17 protein-coding genes are annotated in these 23,956 nt (G+C 43.0%); 10 read left to right on the top strand and 7 right to left on the bottom strand.

Translation table 11 applies throughout. The features are described 5' to 3' along the window. The first annotated feature begins 51 nt into the window (after window positions 1–51). On the top strand, window positions 52–963 hold the full coding sequence (rapZ, locus tag JBF11_RS04590) for an RNase adapter RapZ (protein WP_334316197.1): 912 nt from the start codon (window positions 52–54) through the stop codon (window positions 961–963). A gap of 1 nt (window position 964) precedes the next feature. Then, window positions 965–2,032: a M24 family metallopeptidase gene (locus tag JBF11_RS04595; RefSeq protein ID WP_334316198.1), complete on the top strand. Its 1,068-nt coding sequence runs from the start codon at window positions 965–967 to the stop codon at window positions 2,030–2,032. Between the two features lie 309 nt (window positions 2,033–2,341). On the opposite strand, the gene JBF11_RS04600 is transcribed toward JBF11_RS04595, so the two are convergent. Continuing rightward, window positions 2,342–3,766, bottom strand: coding sequence for a DnaA ATPase domain-containing protein (locus JBF11_RS04600; RefSeq protein ID WP_334316199.1), 1,425 nt, complete (start codon window positions 3,764–3,766; stop codon window positions 2,342–2,344). Between the two features lie 357 nt (window positions 3,767–4,123). After that, window positions 4,124–4,642, bottom strand: a complete 519-nt coding sequence (locus JBF11_RS04605) for a DciA family protein (RefSeq protein ID WP_334316200.1) — start codon at window positions 4,640–4,642, stop codon at window positions 4,124–4,126. 217 nt (window positions 4,643–4,859) lie between these two features. On the opposite strand from JBF11_RS04605, the gene JBF11_RS04610 reads away from it, so the two are divergent. Beyond that, on the top strand, window positions 4,860–7,109 hold the full coding sequence (locus JBF11_RS04610; RefSeq protein WP_334316201.1) for a vitamin B12-dependent ribonucleotide reductase: 2,250 nt from the start codon (window positions 4,860–4,862) through the stop codon (window positions 7,107–7,109). A gap of 76 nt (window positions 7,110–7,185) precedes the next feature. Further along, entirely contained in the window at window positions 7,186–9,693 is a 2,508-nt protein-coding gene (locus JBF11_RS04615) for a dynamin family protein (protein WP_334316202.1), read from the top strand. A gap of 336 nt (window positions 9,694–10,029) precedes the next feature. Here JBF11_RS04615 and JBF11_RS04620 read toward each other — a convergent pair whose 3' ends face one another. Further along, a complete protein-coding gene (locus tag JBF11_RS04620; RefSeq protein WP_334316203.1) occupies window positions 10,030–13,164 on the bottom strand; it encodes an efflux RND transporter permease subunit in 3,135 nt (1,044 codons plus the stop codon). Then, entirely contained in the window at window positions 13,164–14,447 is a 1,284-nt protein-coding gene (locus JBF11_RS04625) for an efflux RND transporter periplasmic adaptor subunit (protein ID WP_334316204.1), read from the bottom strand. The genes JBF11_RS04620 and JBF11_RS04625 overlap by 1 nt, the downstream gene beginning before the upstream one ends. Window positions 14,448–14,640: 193 nt before the next feature. Between JBF11_RS04625 and JBF11_RS04630 the strand changes: the two genes are divergently transcribed. Both JBF11_RS04630 and JBF11_RS04635 read left to right on the top strand, forming a co-directional pair. Beyond that, window positions 14,641–15,093, top strand: a complete 453-nt coding sequence (locus JBF11_RS04630) for a LexA family protein (RefSeq protein WP_334316205.1) — start codon at window positions 14,641–14,643, stop codon at window positions 15,091–15,093. After that, window positions 15,090–16,403, top strand: coding sequence for a Y-family DNA polymerase (locus tag JBF11_RS04635; protein WP_334316206.1), 1,314 nt, complete (start codon window positions 15,090–15,092; stop codon window positions 16,401–16,403). The genes JBF11_RS04630 and JBF11_RS04635 overlap by 4 nt, the downstream gene beginning before the upstream one ends. A gap of 70 nt (window positions 16,404–16,473) precedes the next feature. Here the strand turns inward: JBF11_RS04635 and JBF11_RS04640 are convergent, their stop codons facing one another. Next, the gene (locus JBF11_RS04640; RefSeq protein WP_334316207.1) at window positions 16,474–18,039 is read right to left on the bottom strand and encodes a sigma 54-interacting transcriptional regulator; all 1,566 of its coding nucleotides are present in this window, start codon (window positions 18,037–18,039) and stop codon (window positions 16,474–16,476) included. Between the two features lie 7 nt (window positions 18,040–18,046). After that, a complete protein-coding gene (locus tag JBF11_RS04645; RefSeq protein WP_334316208.1) occupies window positions 18,047–18,781 on the bottom strand; it encodes a tetratricopeptide repeat protein in 735 nt (244 codons plus the stop codon). Between the two features lie 179 nt (window positions 18,782–18,960). Between JBF11_RS04645 and JBF11_RS04650 the strand changes: the two genes are divergently transcribed. The 4 genes from JBF11_RS04650 (at window position 18,961) to rnc (ending at window position 22,544) form a co-directional block, all read left to right on the top strand. Beyond that, the gene (locus JBF11_RS04650) at window positions 18,961–20,223 is read left to right on the top strand and encodes a glutamate-5-semialdehyde dehydrogenase (RefSeq protein ID WP_334316209.1); all 1,263 of its coding nucleotides are present in this window, start codon (window positions 18,961–18,963) and stop codon (window positions 20,221–20,223) included. Further along, a complete protein-coding gene (locus tag JBF11_RS04655; RefSeq protein ID WP_334316210.1) occupies window positions 20,198–20,923 on the top strand; it encodes a nicotinate-nicotinamide nucleotide adenylyltransferase in 726 nt (241 codons plus the stop codon). The genes JBF11_RS04650 and JBF11_RS04655 overlap by 26 nt, the downstream gene beginning before the upstream one ends. Window positions 20,924–21,031: 108 nt before the next feature. Next, the gene (locus JBF11_RS04660) at window positions 21,032–21,802 is read left to right on the top strand and encodes a hypothetical protein (protein ID WP_334316211.1); all 771 of its coding nucleotides are present in this window, start codon (window positions 21,032–21,034) and stop codon (window positions 21,800–21,802) included. A gap of 37 nt (window positions 21,803–21,839) precedes the next feature. Continuing rightward, on the top strand, window positions 21,840–22,544 hold the full coding sequence (gene rnc, locus JBF11_RS04665) for a ribonuclease III (protein ID WP_334316212.1): 705 nt from the start codon (window positions 21,840–21,842) through the stop codon (window positions 22,542–22,544). Window positions 22,545–22,784: 240 nt separating this feature from the next. Here the strand turns inward: rnc and JBF11_RS04670 are convergent, their stop codons facing one another. After that, complete coding sequence (locus JBF11_RS04670) at window positions 22,785–23,684, bottom strand: flagellin N-terminal helical domain-containing protein (protein ID WP_334316213.1); 900 nt, start codon at window positions 23,682–23,684, stop codon at window positions 22,785–22,787. Window positions 23,685–23,956: the final 272 nt, after the last annotated feature.

Below are 23,956 nucleotides of genomic sequence, written 5' to 3' on the forward strand. Positions count from 1 at the left end.
TATCTCAGGGAGTGGCAAGACTGCTCCCTTTTTTTATACGGACAATTTTGTATGGACACGCCAGAAGATAAAAACAATAACGAGGTTGAAGTGATTATCATTACCGGACTTTCAGGTTCCGGCATAAGCACAGCCATTCAAGTATTTGAAGATATGAACTTTTTCACCGCAGACGGACTGCCCCCTTCCGTTATTCCGGAATTTATCGCCCTTGCCCATAAACCTGAAATGCAGCATTTCCGAGGTATTGTTTTAGGTCTTGATTTAAAAAGAAAATACCTCAATGACCCATTGGCGGAACTTTTGCCCGTATTTACCAAAATACGCCAGACTGACGATACGAAAGCAACGCTCATTTATCTTGAAGCGGACAAAGACAGCATTCTCAGACGCTATGCCTCGACAAGACGCCCCCACCCCTTGGAACAGGAAGGCTATTCCCTTGAAATGGCTATGGAGGAAGAAAAAAACCGTCTTTCCGGCATACGGACCATGGCCGGTCATATCATCAACACCACGGGCTACTCCATACACGATCTTAGGCGCCATATCCAAAAACACTTTTCCAAAACCATGGAAGACAGCCATTCCATGTGGGTCACCATCATGAGTTTCGGCTATAAATACGGTATTCCCAAAGATGCCGATCTTGTTTTTGACATGCGTTTTTTGCCTAATCCGTTTTTCGAGCCCAAGCTGCGCGAATACACCGGGCTGCAGCAGGAAGTTGCGGATTATATTTTCAAAGATGAACCCGCTCAAAATTTCAGGCGGCAGCTGCTTGAGTTTTTGCAGACCATTCTTCCTTATTACGACAACGAAGGACGCTACCGCCTATGCATAGCCATCGGCTGCACCGGAGGCTGCCACCGTTCTGTCGCCATGGTTGAATACCTTGCCAAAAACCTTATGCAAAGCGGGTACAGAATAATAAAAGAACACAAACAGTTAACAAAAAAATAACATGAACACGATCTATCAAAAACGCCGCGAGGCGGTACGCCCCAAATTAACGGAAGAAAATTTGACAGCCCTGCTTGTGAGCTACCCAACCAACAGATTTTACCTTTCCGGTTTTGAACTGCACGACGGCCAATGCAATGAAAGTTCAGGGCATATTCTTATCCAAAAAAACGGAAACGATATTCTTTTTACGGATTCACGGTTTTATGAAGCAGCCAAAACCCTTTGGGACGAGAAAAATATTTTCATTTATTCAAATCAAATCGAAGATATGCGGAACTATTTAAAAAATATGGTCCATGGAAAAATCGGATTTGAAAGTAAGACAATCAGCCAGTATTTTTATGAAAACCTTGCTCAGGGCTTAGAACTTGAACCTTGTGACGGAATAATCGAAGAACTGAGAATAATCAAAGACGAAGAAGAAATCAAAGCCATAAAAGAATCAATAGCCGTAAACCACAAACTTTTCGAATGGCTGCCAAGCACGTTCCAAGAAAACAAAAGCGAAGCGGAACTCGCTTTGGAGATTGAAACATTTTTCAGAAAACACGGAGCAACGGAAAACAGCTTCGCTCCCATTGTCGCCATAAACAAACACGCCGCCCGCCCCCACCATATCCCGGACCAGGAAACGAAAATCACCGAAAATTGCCATATACTGATAGATGTGGGCGCACGATATAAGAATTATTGTTCCGACCAAACCCGTACCTTTTGGTTCGGCGATACAATGGATTCCCGCTTTCAAACCATGCTTGAACAAGTGCAAGAAGCCCAAATGGAAGCCATAAAAATTCTCGCCCCTGATTTGCCTTGCCAAGACGCACATTTAAAAGCTGTGGAAATTTTTAAAAAATACGGCGTTGAAAAAGCATTCAGCCATTCTCTCGGGCACGGTGTCGGACTTGATGTTCACGAAGACCCGCGCCTTTCCATACGCAGCAAGCGCCTTTTGAAACCTAACATGATAGTGACCGTTGAACCCGGACTTTATTATGGCGACTACGGCGGCATACGCTGGGAATATATGGTACGCATAACCGATGACGGATGCGAAATTCTCTGACAAAACTCCCTGCTTTGCCTAAAGCATTTTCACATCATATTCATAATATTATGTAACATTAAGAGCATGCAGAAAATTAGTATAAAAAGTTTTGTAACGAGGGTAGAGAAAGAAACTTTTTCGCTTTGACTGTTAACGAGCTTACGAGCTTTACGAATGGCGGCAGCAGAGATATAGTTTTTCCCTGCATAAAAAATTCCCAGTATTATGGAAATGTTCCAATCTTCAAAAACAAAATGAATTTTTATCGTTAATACCCAAAAAGCACCATGAAAAATGGTGCTTTTTCGTATTTTAATACCTGTTTATTTATTTTGAAGATTTTTTATTTTGTCCGCAGTTTTTCTCAATTTTTTCAATTAAATCATTTAACTGCCTGCCTACGGGGCTTTCCTTTGACACTTCTTCCTCAAGAGAGGAAATTCCTTTTATCACCGTGGAATGCCTGCGGTTAAACCCGTGTCCGATTTCTTCCAACGTCATATCGGTATGCTTACGGAGCAGATAAAAAGCCAAATTCCTTGCCAGCACATAATTTTGACAGCGGGAATTTGATTCCAGCTGCTGCCGCGTCACGCCAAAACCTTTGCACACCATATCGACGATACTTGGCAAATCAAAAGAAGGTTCGGTCTGCGATACTTGCTGAATCACATCATAAACAATGTCTTCCGTAATTTCCGTTCCCAAAACTTTCGCTCTGAACACCACATTCTGCAAACATGATTCAAGCATACGCACATCGGCATCGATACGTTTCGCCATAAGTTCGGCAATATGTCCGGGCAGGATAAGCCCCAGTTTTTTTGATTTTTCGACCAAAATATGAAAACGTGTTTCCATTTCGGGTTTTTCGATGCTCGCCACAAATCCGGAATGGAACTGCGAAGCCAAATAACTGTCAAGACCGGCAATTTCCTTTGGAGCGAAAGAACTTGTCAATACGACTTTTCCTCCGCGGCTGTGAATGGATTTTATAATGGAAAGAAGCATTTCCTGCGTCTTGTCTTTTCCTTGGAAGAAATGCACATCTTCAAGCAAGAGCAAATTGCACCCCGCAAAACGCTTTTTAAAATTATCAAAATCTTTGGAAAAACTTGCTTGGACAAATTGGGAAGTAAAGGTTTCGGCAGTTAAATACACAACATTCAAAGCGGAATTTTTTGTTTTTTCCTGCATAGCCATTCCGACCGCCTGAATCAAATGCGTTTTGCCAAGTCCGGAACAGGAAGAAAGAAAAAGCATATTGGTCAAGGCATTGTCCGTAATGATATTCTCCGCGGCAGCCACAGCCAGTTTATTGGAAGGACCCACCACAAAATCATCAAAAGAATATTTAAATTCAAAGGGCTGTTCATAGGTATACTGAAAAGGCAAAAGAAGCTGGGAATTACTGCCTGTCGCAAGCATTGCCGGCGCTGTGGCTATACTTTTTGCCACATCTTCGGAAGAAAAAGGTTTGATCACGGCGACATCCGCATTCAACGCCTCATAGGCGACATCAATCAAGGCGCTGTTTTCAATTTCCAAAACCTTTGCCGCAGCTTCCTGAAAAAACACGCTGTATTTACGCAGATATTTCGCAATATGGGTATTACGGGCATAAAGCACAAGACAAGGAATTTCATTCCTGTATTGAACTTCTCCGTCCAGGGTTGCTATCCAGACCGAATATTCCGCTTCCGGCAATATTTCACGCAACCGTGCTTGAATTTGTGACCATATTGTTTTCATAAAAGCATTAGTATACACATTTATTTAAAAAAGCTATCAGCAGAAAATTAAAATTGCTAATCCTTGAAAAGAAACTTATCCACAAAACAGCAAAGGATAATAATCAACAAAAACAAAAAGTTATACGTTTATCTATAAAAAACATTTATCCTGTAAAATCTCTATGATTACACGGCTTAGCAATAGTCAATCACTTTTTCAACAAAAATAAATTTTTTCTTTCCACAATATAAAAATAATTTTTCTTCATTTTACTCAATTTTTATCAATTTTACTCAATAATAAAAATTTACCATATCAAAATAAGAGGTTATCACAAAAATATTTTTTCAACTTTTTTATTTGCTATAAAATCAATCAGTTATCCGTATTCTTTAGTTTCTCCTCATAATCCAGCCGGTTACAAAAAGCTTCATAACACCGTTCTATGCTTTTCATGCCGTGAAAATCGATTTTCTCTCCGTAACGCTTCGGTCTTGGGGGAAAAACGTTTTTTAAATGCTTGGGTATTCCCTTATATTCAAGCAACGATTTTTTGCCTCGGATAAGTGAAAACTCAAGCCGTTCAAAATAATTCGCCAAACCATAAGCCTCCAGAAAAACATTCATTCTTTCGAGCAGTTCAGCATAATACATGCGGGTTTCCTGCAAATCCAGAGGATTATCCGCTCCGAGATAAAGAACTTTTCCCTTATAGGAATACGGCTTCACCAAATCAATGATTTCCTGCGGGCAAACCATATCCCAATTATCCCAAAGCTGACGCAAAATGTCCTGATGCGGGTTTTTCACATATTGTTTCAAAAGCTCAGGGCAAAAATCCTGCAAGGCAACAGGTGATGATGTTCGTCTTACTTTTTGTCGTTTTTTTCTCATAATTTTTATTTACCCTCTGCCGAAAAATAAATCAATACTTATAACCTATTATTTTTTATTTGTATTTTATTTTTTTTCAAATTTATTTAGATTAAATTTAAAGATTTTAATTCTTATTTTTCAATATATTGTACGCCAAATAAGGATTTTTTGGCATAGAAATACTTATTTTTTTGTGCTAAAGTGACGGTCTAATGTCCATAATAGGTTAGGAATTATGATACAGAAACCAAAAAATTTAGCTCCTGCGAATATTTCTGAAAATGCGGAGCTCGTACTTTCAAAACGTTATTATCGTAAAGACAGTGACGGAAATTGTATTGAAACAGCTTCTGATTTATTTTGGCGCGTTGCTTCAGCCATTGCAGAAGAAGAAAAAAAATATGCAAAATCAAATTATCAGCCTGAAGAATTGGCGGAAAAATTTTATTCCGTCATGACGAACGGGTATTTTCTGCCAAACTCCCCGACCCTCATGAATGCGGGTTCGCCTTTGGGACAGCTGTCTGCCTGCTTTGTTCTGCCTGTCGGCGATTCCATTGAAGAAATCTTCGACGCAATCAAATATGCCGCAATGATTCACAAATCAGGCGGCGGCACCGGTTTTTCCTTTTCAAATATCCGCTCAAAAGATTCACGTGTGGGCACAACAGGCGGAGTTGCTTCCGGTCCTGTCTCTTTTTTACGTATTTTCAACACAGCTACGGAACAAATCAAACAAGGCGGCACCCGCCGCGGCGCGAATATGGGCATTTTGCGCATCGACCACCCCGACATCATGGAATTTATCCGCGCAAAAGAGCAGGAAGGGGAATTTGTCAACTTCAACCTTTCCGTCGCCCTTACGGAAAAATTCATGGAAGCTGTTGAAAAAGGCGAAGATTATGACCTTATCGACCCTCATTCAGGAGCCGCCAGGGGCACATTGAACGCAAAAGAAGTTTTTGATATTTTAGTCAATAAGGCATGGATCAGCGGTGATCCCGGCATTGTTTTCCTTGACAGGATCAACCGTGACAATCCGACCCCGCAGCAAGGGGAAATGCAATCCACAAACCCCTGCGGTGAGCAGCCTCTTCTTCCTTATGAAGCCTGCAACCTGGGTTCGATCAATCTTTCAAAGTTTGTTATCCCCAATAAGACAAGCGACAATAAAGAAGAAGCCGTTGACTGGGACAGCCTGAAAGAAATCATTCATCTTTCCGTCCGTTTTTTGGATAACGTTATCGACGCCTCTAAATTCCCTCTTGAAAAAATTGCGGAAAAAGTACGGACCAACCGTAAAATAGGGTTAGGCGTCATGGGCTTTGCGGATATGCTCTTCGCCCTTGAACTTCCCTATAATTCCGAAGAAGCGCTTCAACTTGCCGAAAAAATTATGGAATTTATCCAAACGGAAGGGCACAACGCTTCCCGACAATTGGCAGAGGAAAGAGGCGCGTTTCCGGCATTTTCGGAATCCATATACAAAGACGGCAAACCTCTCCGCAATGCAACCGTAACAACCATAGCCCCAACCGGAACGCTTTCCATCATCGCAGGCTGTTCTTCCGGGGTGGAACCGATTTTCGCCCTTGCTTTCGCCCGCCATGTCATGGACGGCGAACGGCTTGTGGAAGTGAACCCGTATTTTGAAAACGCCTTGAAATCCTGTGATTTATATACGAACGAGCTTATGGACGCCGTGACCAATGTCGGTTCTATCGCAAGTTTCGACTTTCTGCCTCAGCATATCAGGGATACTTTTGTCACTGCGATGGATATTTCGGCAGAAGCCCATCTCAGAATGCAAGCCGCTTTCCAAAAATATACTGACAATGCGGTCTCAAAAACGGTGAACCTGCCCAATAACGCCACAATCCAGGATATCGACCGTATTTACAGACTTGCTTACACGCTGGGCTGCAAAGGCGTCACTGTCTACCGTGACGGCTGCAAATCAGGACAAGTTTTAAACATTGGCAGCAAAAAAGAAGAAAAACAAAATCAAAATCCGCAAACCGTAAGCATTGTCCGTCAACGCCCCGATATTGTTGACGGTTTTACCCAAAAAGTAAAAACGGGACTTGGCGTTTTATACCTGACTGTCAATGAAATCGACGGGCAACCTTTTGAAGTTTTTACAACAATCGGAAAATCCGGTCGTTCCATTACGGCAAAGGCGGAGGCGATCGGACGCCTTGTTTCCCTTTGTTTCCGTTCAGGCGTTCCGGTGCGTGACGTCGTACAGCAGCTCAAAGGTATCGGCGGCGAACACCCTGTTTTTCAAAAGAAAGGAATTTTACTTTCCATACCTGACGCCATTGCTTGGGTGCTTGAAAACAGATATTTAAAAGGAGAAACTCCTGTTCCCGCAACCAAAGACCAAGATCTGCAAAATCCATCCTGTCCGGAATGCGGTTCAGAAATGACATTCCAAGAAGGCTGCCATATCTGCCAAAATTGCGGATACAGTCGCTGCGGCTAAAAAATAGTTTTTTAAAACGGTTAAAAAGCGTTTTTCCATGATAGGCAAAACGCTTTTTTTTTGTTATGGTTATGCCATGGAAAATAAAACAAAAAATCTCATGCCTCAGCTTCCCGATTTTTCAAAAGAAATTGCAAATTCTGAAAAATTTTTAGCTGCCAATCCGGAAAAAAAAGAAGACGTGTTGCTTTTGCTTTTCGCTCTTCTGTACCAAAATCAAAACAGCAATTCTTTTGAAGCCTATAATTTTTTATTCGCCTTATTGGAAAAAATTTTCCCACGCTTGGAAGCGTATACGTTTGCAAAATTCCATTTCGCCTTAGTCACCGCACCGCAGCATCAAGAAAAATTCTTATCCCGGTTCCAAAGCCTTTTTTCGGCAAGTGAAAAACAAAAACTCTTAACAGAACTTGAACAAAGCCCATTTTTCAATTCCCCGAAAAATAAAGAACTTCTGCAACGCCTGCACGAAGATCCGGAACACACATCCCATGAAAAAAAATCCCTGCCCGGCTTGCTTTCCCTGCCGCAAAAACAGCTGCACTCCATTTCAAAGCAGCTAAAAGAAAATATTCCTTTTAAATTCACGCATACAGAAACGCTCACTTCTCCGCTTACGGATTTCCAAAAATCCCTGCAAGAATTTTTTGAGCCTTTTTATCCCGTTCTGAACCGTGACAAAACCTTGCAGCAAGAACTTGAAAATTTTTTACAAACATTGAAAAATCAAAAATACCACATAGTTATTGCTGGCGAAGGAAAAAGAGGAAAAAGTTCGCTCATCAACGCCCTTTTGAAACAAAATATAAGCTTAGTCGAAGAATCCATTCCTAAAACGGCTGTTCCCATTGAATTTTATTTTAGTGAAACTGAAGAATATCATGTTGAATTTCTTGAAGAAAAAGATTTGGCAAAACAGAAGAAAAGCTATGCCCTGCAAGGACTTTTTCAAAAAAAAGAATTTCCCGCCTCTTTCAGTTTCGGTAAAAAAATAAAAATCAAAAAACAGCAATTAGCCGATTATACGGATGCTGACGGCAAATTCGCACAGCAAACGGCAAAAGCTTTCATCGGGCTTAATAACGAACTGCTTGCCCAAGGCTTTTGCCTCAGCGACACTCCCGGACTGAACTGCGTTAACTCTTTCCACGATTATTTGACGTACAAAGAAAGTTTGCAGGCGGACTGCCTTATTTTCATTGTGGATGCAAGAAAACCGGATTCCGCCAGCGAACTCGGTTTCTTACGTGAAATCACCGCTAAAAGCAGAGCCATTAACCTGCTTGGGGTAATAAGCAATCTTGACAGACTGAACAAACAAGAAAAAAGCCAAAACAGCATCGACAGGGCTAACCTTCTTTTTCAGGAAGCCGCACAACACAACGCCATCAAATTTTTAGGGCTTTATCCTCTGAACCCGAAAGCACTCATGGAGCATTTTTGCTTTCAAAAAAGCCTTTCCGCCGGTGAACTGCAAAACTGGAACAACTTTCTCGACAGCATTGTGCAGGCAATTCAAAATGACACCAATATGGTTGAATATCAGCAAAAAATCAGCGACAATGCCGAAAAATTACTCCGGCGTATCGAACAGAATTTGGAAAAAAATCAAAAAGAAATTACACAGATTTATCCCAATAACTTTATTCAGATATTGGAAAAACACGAACAATCCCTGATTGTTGCTTTGGAAAAATATCGCACGCAGGCAACACAAATTTCCAAAAGTGCAGAAAAAGATATTTTAACTTGGCAAAAACAGCAGGAAGAAGCTCTTGATTTGTTTGAAGAAAAATTTATTCAAACCATACAATTAAAAACCCGTGAATTTGCGGACACCTTAGGTTCCGATATTGCAAAAAGCGACAAATGGAAAGAATTTGACCAAAAAGAAGCCAAGGAACTCGCCAGGACACTTGTTCAGGATTTTGTCCGGAAGCAAGAGGAACAATTACAGCTCTGGGAAGAAAAAATCAAAATTTTCCATAAGGATATCCATATGCTGTCCAATGAATGCCTTGAAACGATTTCTTCCGGCGTGCATACCATGGGCGATATAAAGCTTGAAAGCACAACGCTCAATAATGTGCTTATCCAAGGAAACCTCAAAATGAAACAACTTTCCCTCTTTTTAGCGGGAGCGGGAAGCGCGTTCATCCTCTCAACCTCATTTTTCAATCTTATCACAGTCGGCAGTATCGCTTTGGCGTTTTTGGGCGACCCCATCAGCATTTCCGGTTTGGTTTTAACGGGAATAGGAGCAATTACCCTGCATTTTCAAGGAGATATACAAAAACACAAGAAAAATATCTTGGAAAAGAAACAAAAAAAGATTGAAGCATGGGCAAAAAAAATCCGCACAGCCTTGGAAGAAGCTATTCAGGAAAAGCAGGATGAAATTTGCAGACAATATCAGACAATCATACAACAGAGTTTTCTTCCCTCTTTCGAGCTTCTTTTTTCAGAAACCATACATATTCACTGGTATAATGAATTTTTAAAACATCTGAACGAAAACGCAAATACGGAAAAACAGAACAATCGAAAATCCCTTGAAAAAGCAAGACATTTCTTAACTTCCTGAATAAACAAATGAAAGACAATTTATTCATCATAATTTTTTTCAAAAAAAGCATGCTGAAAATTTTTTTCGATATGCAAAGACGCTGCATAATTTCGGAGCAGAAAATCCATGCAGCATATACAGGGACAAAATCCATAGCATAAAAACAAAGGCTTTGCGCTTCGCCAAAATATGACGCCGGCGCAATACCATGAATAAAAAACACTTCCATTACGCTGCAAAAGTTTCCGATACACAATGAAAAAACAAATGCAGCAACACAAACCATACAAAAAAGCCCTTTTTCCCGCTTATTCAGGAAAAAGGGCTTTTATATGCGATTGTCAATAATTACAATTAATCCTTAAGCAACTCACGCACGGATATTTTCTTGAATAAGAGCCCGACAGCAATGGCGACAACAGCGAAGAATGTCGGAATAAAGAAAATACCAAGAGCCGTTGCTGTCACCGTACCGAAAAATACCGCTCCGCCGACGGCAAGCTGGCTCGCCGCACCTGCACCGGAAGATAACAGAAGCGGAATAACCCCAAGCCCAAAAGCCAAGGAAGTCATCAGAATCGGACGGATACGAAGCCTTGCGGCTTCTGCCGCCGCAGCCCGGTAACTCTTTCCTTCTTTTTCCATGATTTCTTTTGCAAATTCAACAACCATGATTGCGTTTTTCGCCGAAAGTCCCATTGTGGCAAGAAGTCCGACTTGGAAATAAATATCATTGGAAAGACCTAAAATAAATGTTCCCAACACAGCTCCCAAAACCCCGATAGGCACAATCAAAATAACGGAAAACGGAATTGTCCAGCTTTCATACAAAGCGGCAAGGGCAAGAAAAACAACCAAAATGGAAATGGCAAGAACGATACTTGTCTGGTTGCCCGCCTGAACTTCTTCATAGCTCATGCCGGTCCAGCTCAAACCGAAACCTTCGCCAAGTTTCGCCACTTCTTCTTCCATGATAGCCATAGCTTCCCCGGTTGTAACGCCGGGAACACCCACACCTTGAATTTCAACGCTGGAAATACCATTATACCGCTCCAGCATAGCTGCCCCCTGCACCCACTGAACATGGGCGATGGAAGAAAACGGAACCATTTTGCCTTGGTTATTCCTAAAGCTCAAATGCAAAAGGTCATCGGGAGTCATTCTGAAAGGACTGTCGACTTGGGCATATACTTTCTTGATACGTCCCCTGTCGATAAAGTCATTAATATAATAACCGCCGAGAAAAATAGCAAGATTCGTGCTGATTTCATTGACAGAAAGCCCCAAACTGGCAGCCTTCTGATAGTCAAAGGTGATTTCATACTGCACGTTATCTTCCTGCCCGGTAGGACGGACATAAGCGATTTTGGGATTTTGGAAAGCCGCCGCCATGAGCTGATTTCTCGCAGCAATGAGTTTTTCATGCCCAAGCCCTGCGTTATCCTGCAATTCCAAAGTAAACCCTGTGCTTGTCCCAAGCTCGATAATGGCAGGAGGAACCATGATAAAAATAGAACCGCGCAGGTCATTGGCAAAACGGGCGCTCATCCTGTTTGCAAAAGCAAAAACAGACTGATCCTTGTCAGGACGCTCCGACCAATCCTTTAAGGAAATGAACGCCACACCGACGTTCTGTCCCTGAGCTCCCATGCCATAACCCGCAACAACAATGATATTCTTTAAAATATCCCCTTCGTTTTCCATGGCATACTTTTCCATATCTTCAAGAACGGCAAGGGTTTGCGCTTGCGTGCTGTTTGGCGGCAAAGAAACGATGCCGATAACGATGCCGGCATCCTCATCGGGCAAAAAGCTTGTGGGCAAATTCAAATACATGGTGATAAGCGCCGCAAGGATTAAACCGTAGGCAAAAAGCATTTTTCTGGCTTGCCGCAGCAAACTGACGACTTTTGTATAATAGAAATTGGTAAACGTATCGAATTTATCATTAAACCAAACAAAAAACTTGCCGACCTTTTTCTCTTCCGCATGCGGTTTCAAAATCGTGGCGCAAAGCGCAGGCGTAAAAACAATCGCAACAGCCAAGGACATCAGCATCGCCGTCACGATGGTTACGGAAAACTGCCGATAAATACCCCCCGTCGAACCGCTTAAAAACGCCATGGGCAGGAACACCGCACAAAGCACGGCAACAATACCGATCAATGCGCCGGACACTTGCTCCATGGATTTTTCCGCAGCTTCGACAGGTCCCAATTTTTCCGTCGCCATAAGCCGTTCCACGTTTTCAACAACAACGATAGCGTCGTCAACAAGCAAGCCGATAGCCAAAACCATGGCGAACAGACTGAGCGTATTGACGGAAAAACCGAGAACAAGCAAGATAGCGAACGTGCCCAGCAAAACAACGGGAACGGCGATAGTGGGAATGATAGTCGCCCGAATATTCTGCAGGAACAGATACATGATAAGAAAAACAAGCACGATAGCTTCAAAAAGCGTATGCACGACGTTTTCCACGGAAGCCGTGATAGGCGGCGTTGTATCGTAAGGAACGAGAAGTTCCATATTATCAGGTAAAAATTGGCGGAGTTCATCCAATTTCGCATTCACGACTTTTGCAGTGTCAAGAGCATTGGAGCCTGATGCCAAAGAAATCCCCATGGCACCGGAACTGTTGAGCGTCAGCTGCGAAGTGGTGTTGTAGCTGGCACTGCCGATTTCAACCCGGGCCACGTCTTTCAAAAATACGCTTCGTCCTTCGGAATCGACACGAAGCAAAATATTTTCAAATTCTTCAACGGATTGTAAAAGGTTTTGCCCTTTGATGACAACGTTGATCTGCGCATTTTCTTCCGCCGGCAATGAACCCAACTGTCCGGCGGTAACTTGGGCGTTCTGTGCTGAAATTGCCGCGACAACATCGGATGCGGACATATTGTAATCATACAATCTTTGAGGATCAAGCCAAATACGCATAGCATATTCGTCACCGAAAAGGTTCACGCTGCCGACCCCCGGCAAACGGCTGATCTGGTCCTTGATATAGGACCCCATATAGTCAGCAAGGTCAACGGAATCAAGAGAACCGTCCTTACAAACCAAAGCGATAACCATGAGCATGTTGGAGTTGCCTTTATCAATGCGCACACCCAAACGCTGGACAGATTCCGGCAAAGAACTGATAGCGGTCTGAATTTTATTCTGCACTTGAACCTGCGCGATATCGGAATCCGTGCCTTGCAGGAAAGAAACGCTGATATTGGCTATCCCGTTGGAATCGGAAGTTGACTTCATGTAAATCATGTTATCAACCCCTGTGATGTTCTGTTCCAAAACCTGCGTGACCGTTTCTTCGGTCGTGCTTGCGGACGCGCCCAAATAGGTTGCCTGAATGGAAATAGTCGGCGGCGCGACTTCGGGATACTGGGCTACCGGCAAAAGGAATAATGCTAACACCCCTGAAAGCATGGTGATAATGGCAAGCACCCACGCAAAAATAGGGTGATGGATAAAAAAGCGTGCCATTATGCATTGCCTCCGGTACTTTCAGCGACAGTTGTCGCTATTTCATTTTTTTTCATTGAATTTTCCACTAAGTAATCAGCATCTTTCGGAATATTGATATCGTTTATCTTAATGACATTAAGATCCCCGTTATCCGTAACTTTTTGAATGCCTTCCAAAATAACGCTGTCACCGTCTTTCAGTCCTTCCGTAACAAGCCAGTTTTCACCATAGGTATCCCCTAACGTGACAAATTTACGGACGGACTTCGCTTTTGCAGGAGCTTCTTTGCTCACGGTTTGGTTTGGGGATAAGCCTTCAGCGATAAAAACATAGGCATTTCCCCTGTTATCGCGGAGAACCGCTTTTTGCGGAATTAAAAGGGCATATTCATCAACGCCGATCTGCACTTTCGCCCGCACGAACATTCCGGGCATGAGATGATATTTGGGGTTGGCGAAAGAAGCGCGCAGCGTCATTGTTGAAGTGTTCACATCAACGCCGACGTCCACAAATTCCAATTTACCGACTTGGGAATATTCTTTGCCGTTGTCAAAAAGCAGTTTCACAGGAACATTTAAATTTTGCAGATTTCGGGAAGCTTCCTCGTCCGTGCCTAAATCATTTTGTCTTTTCGCTTTGACAAGTTTTTCAACGGATTCCGTTAAATCCACATTCATAGGGTCGATTTGATAAATGGTCGCAAGAGCTGTCATTTGATTGTTGGAAACAAGCGTTCCGACAGAAACACTTGATTTACTGATCAATCCGCTGAGAGGTGCGGAAATTTCCGTTCTGTCAAGATTGATTTTCGCCGTCTGGACAGCCGCTTTCGCTGACTGCAAATCAGCATTCGCCTGTAAATAAGAAGCTCTCGCCTCATCATAATCTTGCTGGCTGATTGCATTTTTCTTGCGCAATTCACTCATTCTGCGTTCTTTTAGCTGCGTCAGGGTGACTGCGGCTTCCGCCTTGGCAAGATTCGCCTTCGCCCCTTCGTAACTTGCTTTATACATTTCATCATCGATATGGTAAAGCACATCGCCTTTATTGACAAAAGCCCCCTCCTGATACACTCTTTCCCGGATAATGCCGGTTACTTCGGGACGGACTTCCGCTGTTTCGTAAGCAAGGGTACGCCCCGGCATTTCACTGTATAAGATAACGGGGCGGGCTTTAACATTCACAACCCCGACAACGGTTGCCGGACGCTGCCTTTCTTGCTGGTTGCTGGAATCGCCGCAGGCGGTCAGTGCGAGCAATGCGACACCGCACATCAATATTTGTTTTAAATTAAAACACATTTTCAGTCTCCATTTATGCGCTATAAAACAATATAAAAATACTGTCATAATGAGGATAGTTACAACGTTTTCATTATATACATTTTTAAACTTATGTCCAGTTATTAACACCGACATCCATATATACTTTCCAACGTATTTCCAAGCAAATTTAGCTCTTGACCATTCTTTTCCGCTTTTATATAAAAAAAGCATGAAATTCTCAAAAAATTTAGAAATCATAGGCTGTGCGGAACATGCCGCCGACACGGAGAAAAAAGAAAAACTTCCTCTTTATCTTTCCGCCGTAGAAGCCGGCTTTCCCTCCCCTGCGGACGACTATATAGATAACGAAATCAATTTGCACGATTTTTTGGTCCGCAATAAGAATGCGACATTTTTTCTCAAAGCCCACGGAGAATCCATGCTCGGCGCAGGCATTCACGACGGGGATCTGCTCATTGTCGACCGTTCCGTTGAAGCGGGTCATAATAAAATCGTAATCGCCGCCATTGACGGAGAGCTTACGGTCAAACGCCTTTTGCGCCGCCCCCGTGCCGCAGTCCTCGCGCCGGAAAATCCCCTTTATCCGGAAATAGACATCATCGATAAAGAACATGTTCACATTTGGGGCGTTGTTACGTTCTCCATCCACAGCACACAATGAACACGGCAGAAACCGACAATAAATACGAGAAATTGCTCAACCCCGATGAACTTTGGGCTCTTGTCGACTGCAATAATTTTTATGCTTCCTGCGAAGAATTATTCCGTCCCGATTTAAAAGACAAACCCATTGTCGTTCTTTCCAATAACGACGGCTGTATCGTCGCCCGTTCCCAAAAAGCCAAAGAACTCGGAATACCCATGGGCGAACCTGAATTTAAAATCCGTTCTTTTTTGAAACTCCACAATGTGGCGGTATTTTCTTCCAATTATGCGCTATACGGGGATATTTCAACAAGGGTCATGCATATTATCGACGAGATCTGCCCCTGCGAACCCTATTCAATCGATGAAGCCTTTTGCCGATTAAAAAAGAGTCTCGCCCCAAACTGCCTTGAAATTGCAAAGCTTTTAAGAGAACGCATTCAAAAATGGACGGGAATAACCTGTTCCGTGGGCATAGCACCGAGCAAAACCCTTGCGAAACTCGCAAACCACATCGCCAAAAAAGAAAACGGCATTTTCATTCTCGACCCGGCACAAGAAAATTTCAATGAGCTTTTAAAGAAAATTCCTGTCCGGGAAATTTGGGGCGTAGGAAAAAAACAAAGCGAAAAACTTCGCACAAATTCCATAAGAACCGCTTATGATTATAAATCCGCCTCCGAAGAATGGATACAAAAAAATTTAACCGTTACCGGATTGAAAACCCTGCGAGAACTGCACGGTGTTCCGTGTATAGAAACAGATTTTTCCGATACGCCCAAAAGCCTTGTCTGTTCACGCTCTTTCGGTGTACGCATTCAAAACTTCGCGGAGCTTTTGGAAGCCGTTTCCTCATTTACGGCGCAAGGTGCGGAACGGTTACGCCGCAAAAATCTTCTCGCATCCGGAATGTGCGTCCATATACGCACGTCTTCCCATGCGCAAAACTGCTGCAAAAATACGGCAAACGCCCTTTTCCCCTATCCTCTCTGCGATACGAAGACCATGCTCCCCATAGCGAAAAAGCTTTTGGAAGGAATGTACAGAAAAAACCACGCCTATGTGAAAGCCGGCATCATGTTTTACGGCATTTTGCCTGCGCGCAGCATTCAAAAAAACGTGTTTTCCCTGCTCAATGAACAGGAAGAACAAAATACGGAAAAACTCATGCATGCGCTTGACGCCATCAATAAACGCCATGGAAAACATGCCATTAAATTCGGGGCGGAAGGACTGGAAAATACGGCATGGCGCATGAAGCAGGAGCATAAATCCCCTTACAACCCGCGGGATATCCGTAATCTGCCCATAGCGAAGTTGTCCTAAGTAATAAAAAACCCCATTTATTGCTTCATGGTTCCAATAAATGGGGGGCAAAACATAAATCAACTGCTTTCTATACTTTTCTGACCGTGAAATGCCTTGGATCGATATTGTATTTTTTTACCTTATAATTGACAATGCGATAACTGCTTTTCAATATTTTAGCAGCCTTAAGCACGTTTCCGCTCGCTTTCACCAATGCGTCCACAATCATTTCTTTTTCAAAACGCGCAACGGCGTCGCCAAGCGACAATTCATTTTCCGTATCCGTACTTTCGGCAGTTTGCAGACTCGGAGGCAAATCCCCTGCGCGGATGACCTGATCGGAACAGTTTTGCGCCGCCAATTCCATGCATTTTTGCAATTCAGGGATATTTCCGGGCCAATAATAATGCGTCAAAAGCTGCAATGCAGGGTAAGAAATCCTCTTCACAGCCTTTTCCGCCTGTCCGGAAGGACTCTCCTGCTCGGCAATCTGCGAGAGAAAATATTCCGCCAAAGGAATGATGTCTTCGCGTCTTTCCCGTAACGGGGGAATATACAAACTGTAAAGATTTAAACGGATATACAGTTCTTTTAAAAACTTTCCTTCCTGCACAAGCTGTTCCAAAGACACGCATGTTGACGCCACCACGCGGACATCGCAAGAAAACGGCTTGCCGCCCAAACGGCTTATTTCATGTTCCTGCAAAAGATGGAGCAGCGCTTCCTGCGCTTCTTTCGTCAAATATTCGACGCAGTCAAGAAAAATCGTTCCGTACTGGGCTTGTTCAAACAAACCTTTTTGGGTTTGCACAGCTCCGGCAAAAGCCCCTTTCTGATACCCGACCAATTCCGCAAACATCTTTTCTTCCGCGATGGTCGCCAGATAACAGCTCACAAAAGGCATATCCTTGCGGGAACTCGCCTTGTAAATACGCCGCGCCAAAAATTCCTTGCCGACCCCGTTTTCCCCCACGAGCAAAAGCGGAGATCTTCCTTGCGCCAAGTGGCTTGCCTGGTCAGCCAAATGCCGCATGACTTTTGAAAATAAAAAATAATTGCCCGTATCTTCCTGCATGAGCGTCACAGCGGAATCAACACGCCACAATCTGGAAATTTCTTCCTGCAAATATGCGGAACCATTGGCGATAAGCGAAGCCACCACTTCCAGAAACAAACAGCGCCATTCCAAATCGTCCCTGTCGCCTCCCATGGTATCGACATTGAGCGTTCCCAAAATATCGCGGGCGGTCATGGGATTTGCTTCAACAGGGGATAAAACAGGCACGGAAATAAAAGCGAGTTTTTCCATTTCCTCATCGGTACGATTGAAAAGCAAACTCAAAAAATGCTTATCGTCTTTAAGTTTTTCAACGATAATGGATTTTCCGGTTGCAAAAACCTGTCCGGTCACCCCGACCCCGGGAGAATAGGTGACTTCATTCACCTCTTGCGAGGAATACGCATGGCGTAAACGCAAAAGTCCCGTTTCAGGTTCGAACAGGACCAAATGCGCACGCATGAAATCATGCCGCTTTGCCAAAAGTTGCAAAAAAAATTCCAGATTAGACCTGAAAGAACGCTGCGGTCCCAAATAAGACGCCATTATTCTCAAGGTTTCAAGATAATCTTTATAATTTTCCGGCGCTTTTACCATAAAAACCCTATTTTGAAAGTTCTTTTATACGGTTTTGATAGAAAATCACATCTGTTGAATCTTTCAGTTCAAATAAATTAATCCCGTCCTGATAGGCTTTAATCGCTTTATCTTTATCGCCTAATTGTTCCGCCATTTCTCCGAGCTGAAAATACACGACGGACTGCACATCTTTGGGGCAATGACCGACAATATCCTCATAAATCGCTGCAGCTTCCGCAAAATTACCCCGGTGAGCGGCTATTCCGGCGGTATTCATCGCAGCGGCAATGCCCAAAGCGGAATATTTTTCTTCATTCATGACTGTACGATAAGCTTGTTCCGCCCTTTCATAATTTTCCTGCAAGCTCGCAAAACGCGCTATTTCAAGTTCAACGGCAAGAGCGAGCCCCCCCGGCGCTGTTTTTTTGAATTCTTCCAACTCGGCTAAGACGTTGGCGCTGTCGCTTTTTGAAATGATAAGTGCCAGCTGACCTTTCGCGTCCGCCATTTGCCCTTCACGGTACCCGCTGTAAAACGTATACCCGCCGATAAGCACGACAAGCGTAATGACAACGGCGGCGATTTTCGGCGCATTGTCATTGATATACTGCCACAACGGCGTAGCTTCGGGAGAAATTTCCTGCTGCATTTCCTTCAACAGCTCTTCTGCGGAACCGGCATAAGGGCTTTGATAACTTTTATCATCCACAAGTTCCGCTTCTTTTATTTCAGATTTTTTTTTCTTTTCATTCAAAGACATATCATCTCCTTAACAATACAAATCAAAAATAACGTTTTTGTAAAAAACATATTAACCCCTTTTTAACAAACACTCAAGACAAAAAATGTAAATTCTCTATTTTAATATTGCAAAAAACAGCTAACATCTTTATAATACATAAAAATTTAAATTGACAAACTTGTAACAGGATAAAAGTAATGGCAAACCTTTCCGAACATATTCATCATATCGCTTTTCAGGCGAAACAAGCCTCCCGTGAAATCGCCAAAGCGGGCCCCGAACAAAAAAATGCCGCCCTTCACAGCCTTGCCGAAATACTGCTTAAAAAGAAAAGAAGCATTTTGGAAGCAAACGCCCTTGATATTGCACAAGCGAAAAAAAATGATTTGTCTTTGCCTAAAATCGACAGGCTGACCATTGATGAAAAACTTATTGACAATATGGCTGATGCCTGCCGCTTTATCGCCGGACTGCCCGACCCCATAGGGGCTATGGACAAGCAATGGCAGCGCCCGAACGGACTGTTGGTCGGAAAAATGCGTATTCCGCTCGGGGTTATCGCCATGATTTATGAATCACGCCCGAACGTAACCGTTGACGCCGCCATTTTATGCCTCAAAGCGGGCAATTCCGTCATCCTGCGGGGAGGCTCCGAGGCATTTCATTCCAACATTCTTTTGGCTGGTCTTATCCAAGAAGCTCTCCTCCAAAACGGTTTTTGCAAAGAAATTGTCCAATACATCGAAAATACGGACCGTGAAAGCATTTATGAACTTTGCAAACTTTCACAATTCATAGACGTCATTATTCCCCGCGGAGGCGAAAAAATGGTGCAATCCATAGCAAGCCGAGCCACAATGCCCGTATTGAAACACGACAAAGGCGTTCCGCATCTCTTTGTTGACGAAAGTGCGGATTTTGCAAAAACCGCTGAAATCATCTTCAATGCCAAAACCCAAAGAACAGGCGTCTGCAACGCCCTTGAGGGAATATTGGTCCACAAAAATATTGCAGACAAATTCATTCCTCTTTTGGAGGAAAAACTTGAGCCGAAAAACGTGGAGATTTTTGCATGCGAAAAAAGCCTGCCTCTTTTTAAAAAACTTGCCGAACCGCTGCGGGAAGAACATAAAGGAAAAGAGTTCGGAGCATTGCAAATGGTTTGCCTTATTGTCGGCTCCCTTGACGAAGCCCTTGATTACATTCATCAATACGGCTCACACCATACGGAAATCATTTGTACCGACAATTATGGAAACGCCCAACGCTTTCTGCGTGAAGCCGATGCGGCAATGGTGGCGGTCAACGCATCTTCCCGCTTCAATGACGGCGGAGAACTCGGACTCGGAGCGGAAATAGGAATAAGCACAACCAAATTACATGCTTACGGACCCATGGGTGTTGAAGAATTAACCACAACCAAATTCGCAGTTTATGGTAACGGACAAATTCGCAAATAAAAAAATCGGTATCATGGGAGGGGCGTTCAACCCTTTCCATATCGGACACTTGCGCCATGCTATCGAAATTGCGGAAGAATTAAACCTTGACGCAATTGATTTGCTTGTCTCCCACAATCACCCGCATAAAAGCAAAGAGGGGCTCCTGCCTTTTGAAATGCGCGTCCAATGCATTGAAAAAAGCTTGCAGCATATTGATTTCATCCATATCAATCAAATAGAAAAAGAAATCCAAGGCAAATCCTATACCGACATAATTTTGACGGAATGGAAAAAATCACATCCTTTGGCGGCGCCCTATTTTTTAATGGGAATTGAAGATTTCAGCGCCCTGCCCACATGGCATAACGGGCTCAAGCTCCACGAAATCACCCGTTTAATCGTTGTCGCGCGGCATGGAAAAACAGCGCGGGATTTTTTTGAAATTGCAAAAACATATTGGAATAATTGCATAATTAAAGGAGAAAATGCGTCCTTACCCCTTCACGCGCAAAAAAAGGCGCAGCTTTACCTTTCAGAACAGAAAAATCCGCCTCAGCAGCCTGTTTGCACCTTCATCGATATTCCGACCCTGAATATCGACGCGACAACCATACGCAAATTATGGTGCAGCCGACACAATATCAGCGGTCTTGTTCATGACGGCGCAATACGATTTCTTGATGAGAACAAGGAAATCGTCAAAAAATACTGGGCATGAAAATTTTCTAAAATTTTCCTTTACAAAGCATGCGCTATATCCTAAATAAGAACTCGCAGGCTCAGTCTGCCTTTTTGTGTTTAAATTCAGCTATGTTATTGGTGAAAAATGAAACTCTATAAAAGCCTTTGTGTCTATTTTGCCACAATATGCGTTATTTCAGCTATCAGCACCCTTTTGTTCACATTTTCAACATTCGATTTTGTGCATATTGCGTTTTTAAGCGCTCCCGTATCTGTTTTTTCCGTAAGCATGGTCGGGCTTGTCGCCAGTTTTGTCATGTACAAAAGCACGCAGCAGACCCTCATCATTTTGCTGAAACGCCGATCAGGACGCGTTTATGCGGAGCTTCTGCACCATAAAATGCGCCTTATCGATGTTATTGACGGAAAAAGCTATGTCGATATTGAAAAATACCTCTATCCCAAAGACGCTTTCATCAAAATCAAAAAGCTTCTTTACGATGAATACTTCGCGCTTTTCTCCTATGACCCGTTTTTCAAAAACACGAAGTCATACAAAGCGGTTACGGACTTCAATTCCCTGCACCAAGACCTGCTCAACTACCTGCGCTCGCAGCATATTGACAACATTGAATACAACAACCTGAAAATCCTTTACCAAAAAGTATACAGACAACCTATCGTCGCCGATACGCCCGCGGAAAACTTCAACCACCCCGACATTATCGAGGCCATGGAAAATTTCCGTTCCGGCTTGGATTACGCCTTGTTCAATGCCGACACCATCATGACTTTCATCGACAAACACCTTGAAGCCCTTGATGAATACTTCCATACCGGCGAACCATGGACAAACATTAAAGAACGTTTCAATCAGGAATTTCAACACTGGGTTCAAAATCCGGAAGAAAACTAACAAAAGGGGGAACTCGTCCCCCTCTTTTTTTATACGTATGCAAGAAAAACTTATCCTTTTACAAAAAGAACTGGGCTACACATTCAAAAATCCGGAACTGCTCACAACAGCATTGACGCACAGTTCCTATATCAACGAAAATTCCTGTTCCGAACATAATGAACGGCTTGAATTTTTAGGGGACGCAATTTTGGAAATCCATATTTCCGAAGAATTGTACAAACGTTTTCCAAATGCGCGCGAAGGAATTTTAACCCATTTCCGCTCCGCTCTTGTCAATGAAAAATCCTTGGCGGAACTTGCCGGACAGCTCCGCATTTCCGATTGTCTGCGGCTTGGCATAGGTGAAGAAAATCAAGGCGGCAGAACGCGTCCGGCTCTCATTGCCGACGCTTTGGAAGCTGTTTTGGGCGCGATTTATTTGGACAGTGATTTTGAAACATCGAAAAAAATCGTGCTTTCGTTATTTAAAAAGAAATTTCCCAAACAGGAAACAGTAATTCAGAAAAAAAGCTATAAAACGCAGCTGCAGGAATTCACACAAGCCCATTTTCACTATACCCCGGAATATGAACTTGTTTCCAGGTCAGGTCCGGAACACGACAAAACCTTTACGGTACGCTATGATTCGCCTCAAGGTTTTGCAATCACGGCAAGCAGCAGCAGCATCAAGAAAGCGGAACACCAAGCGGCGAAGCTTGCTCTTGAAAAATATCGGAAACTCGTTGGTGAATTTAAATAAAAAAGTCTATTCACAATACAATGAATAGACTTTCAACATGTATACAAGACTATGCACATCCTTAAAACCTCCTCTCATATGCAAAAACGCACACAAGATTATAAGGATACAATTAATAAGCATATTACTCAGGGACTTCTTCTGCCAGTGACGGCAGAAGAAAATCTCTGGTATACCTTATACCTAGGCGGAGAACTAAAACTAAGAACAACCTTAGTTTAGCAAATATGTTCCTAAATATTATCCTATTAACTGCAAAGCCATTTGCGGTAATTGGTTTGCTTGTGAAAGCATGGAAACCGCAGAGTTGCTGAGAACTTGGTTTCTGACAAATTCTGTCATTTCCGTTGCGACGTCTACGTCGGAAATTCTGGATTCTGAAGCTTGGACGTTTTCCGCCTGAATGGAAAGGTTGCTGATTGTCGCTTCCAGACGGTTTTGCATAGCACCAAGGTGGGCGCGGATATTATCCTTTGACACAATAGCTCTGGTAATGGCGTCAAGCGTCAGCTGCGCCATTTCCTGCGTTGAAATGGAAAAACCGCCGTTTGTCTTTGAAGCTTCGCCTGCGTTGTTTCCGAGACCTAACGCTGATGCGGTGGTACAGCCGATTTTAATGTAATAGTAATCTTCGTCGGAATCGTTGCCTGTACCAAAGTGGATCTTAAGCTTGCCGACAGAATTTAAACCGCTTCCGTCGTGGGTATCGTCACTTAATGTACCGTCAAGCAATTTGATGTTATTGAAGTCTGTCGCCATGGAAATACGAGTGATTTCCGAAGCCATTGCCTGATATTCAGAGTCAATCATAGCACGTTGGACAGAGTCGTACGTACCGGTGGAAGCTTGTTCCGCAAGCTCTTTCATGCGGATGAGCTTTTCGTCGATGGTTTGCAAAGCACCATCAGCCGTTTGAATCAAGGAAATTGCGTCGTTGGCGTTACGCACACCTTGATGTAATGTTGAAATATCTGAACGCATAAGTTCGCGAATTGCAAGACCTGCTGCGTCGTCTGCCGCTGTACCGATACGTAAACCAGATGACAATCTCCGAGTTGAAGTTGAGAGTCTGTTATAGTGAGAATTCAAGTTTCTCGCTGTGTTCATTGCCATCATGTTATGATTTACAACTAATGACATAATTCACCCCTCCTAAGATTTAGGTATGCCTTTAGTACAGCAATGAGCATGCCAAAATATTTTTATACAATATTTTCAATATATTATTTAAACAGCATTAACAAGTCTGCAAAATTTTCCCAGTTTAATCCATATTTTTGACTTAATCGGAAATTCTTTCTCTCCCCGATTTTATTATAAGAATTTAAATTTAAAGAAAAATTTTCCTAACCGCGCCATGACTGAATATTTTGCTTTACACTTTTCCCAAGCCTTATTATGCTCGTTTAACA

The organism is Taurinivorans muris (genome assembly GCF_025232395.1).
GTDB lineage: Bacteria > Desulfobacterota > Desulfovibrionia > Desulfovibrionales > Desulfovibrionaceae > Taurinivorans > Taurinivorans muris.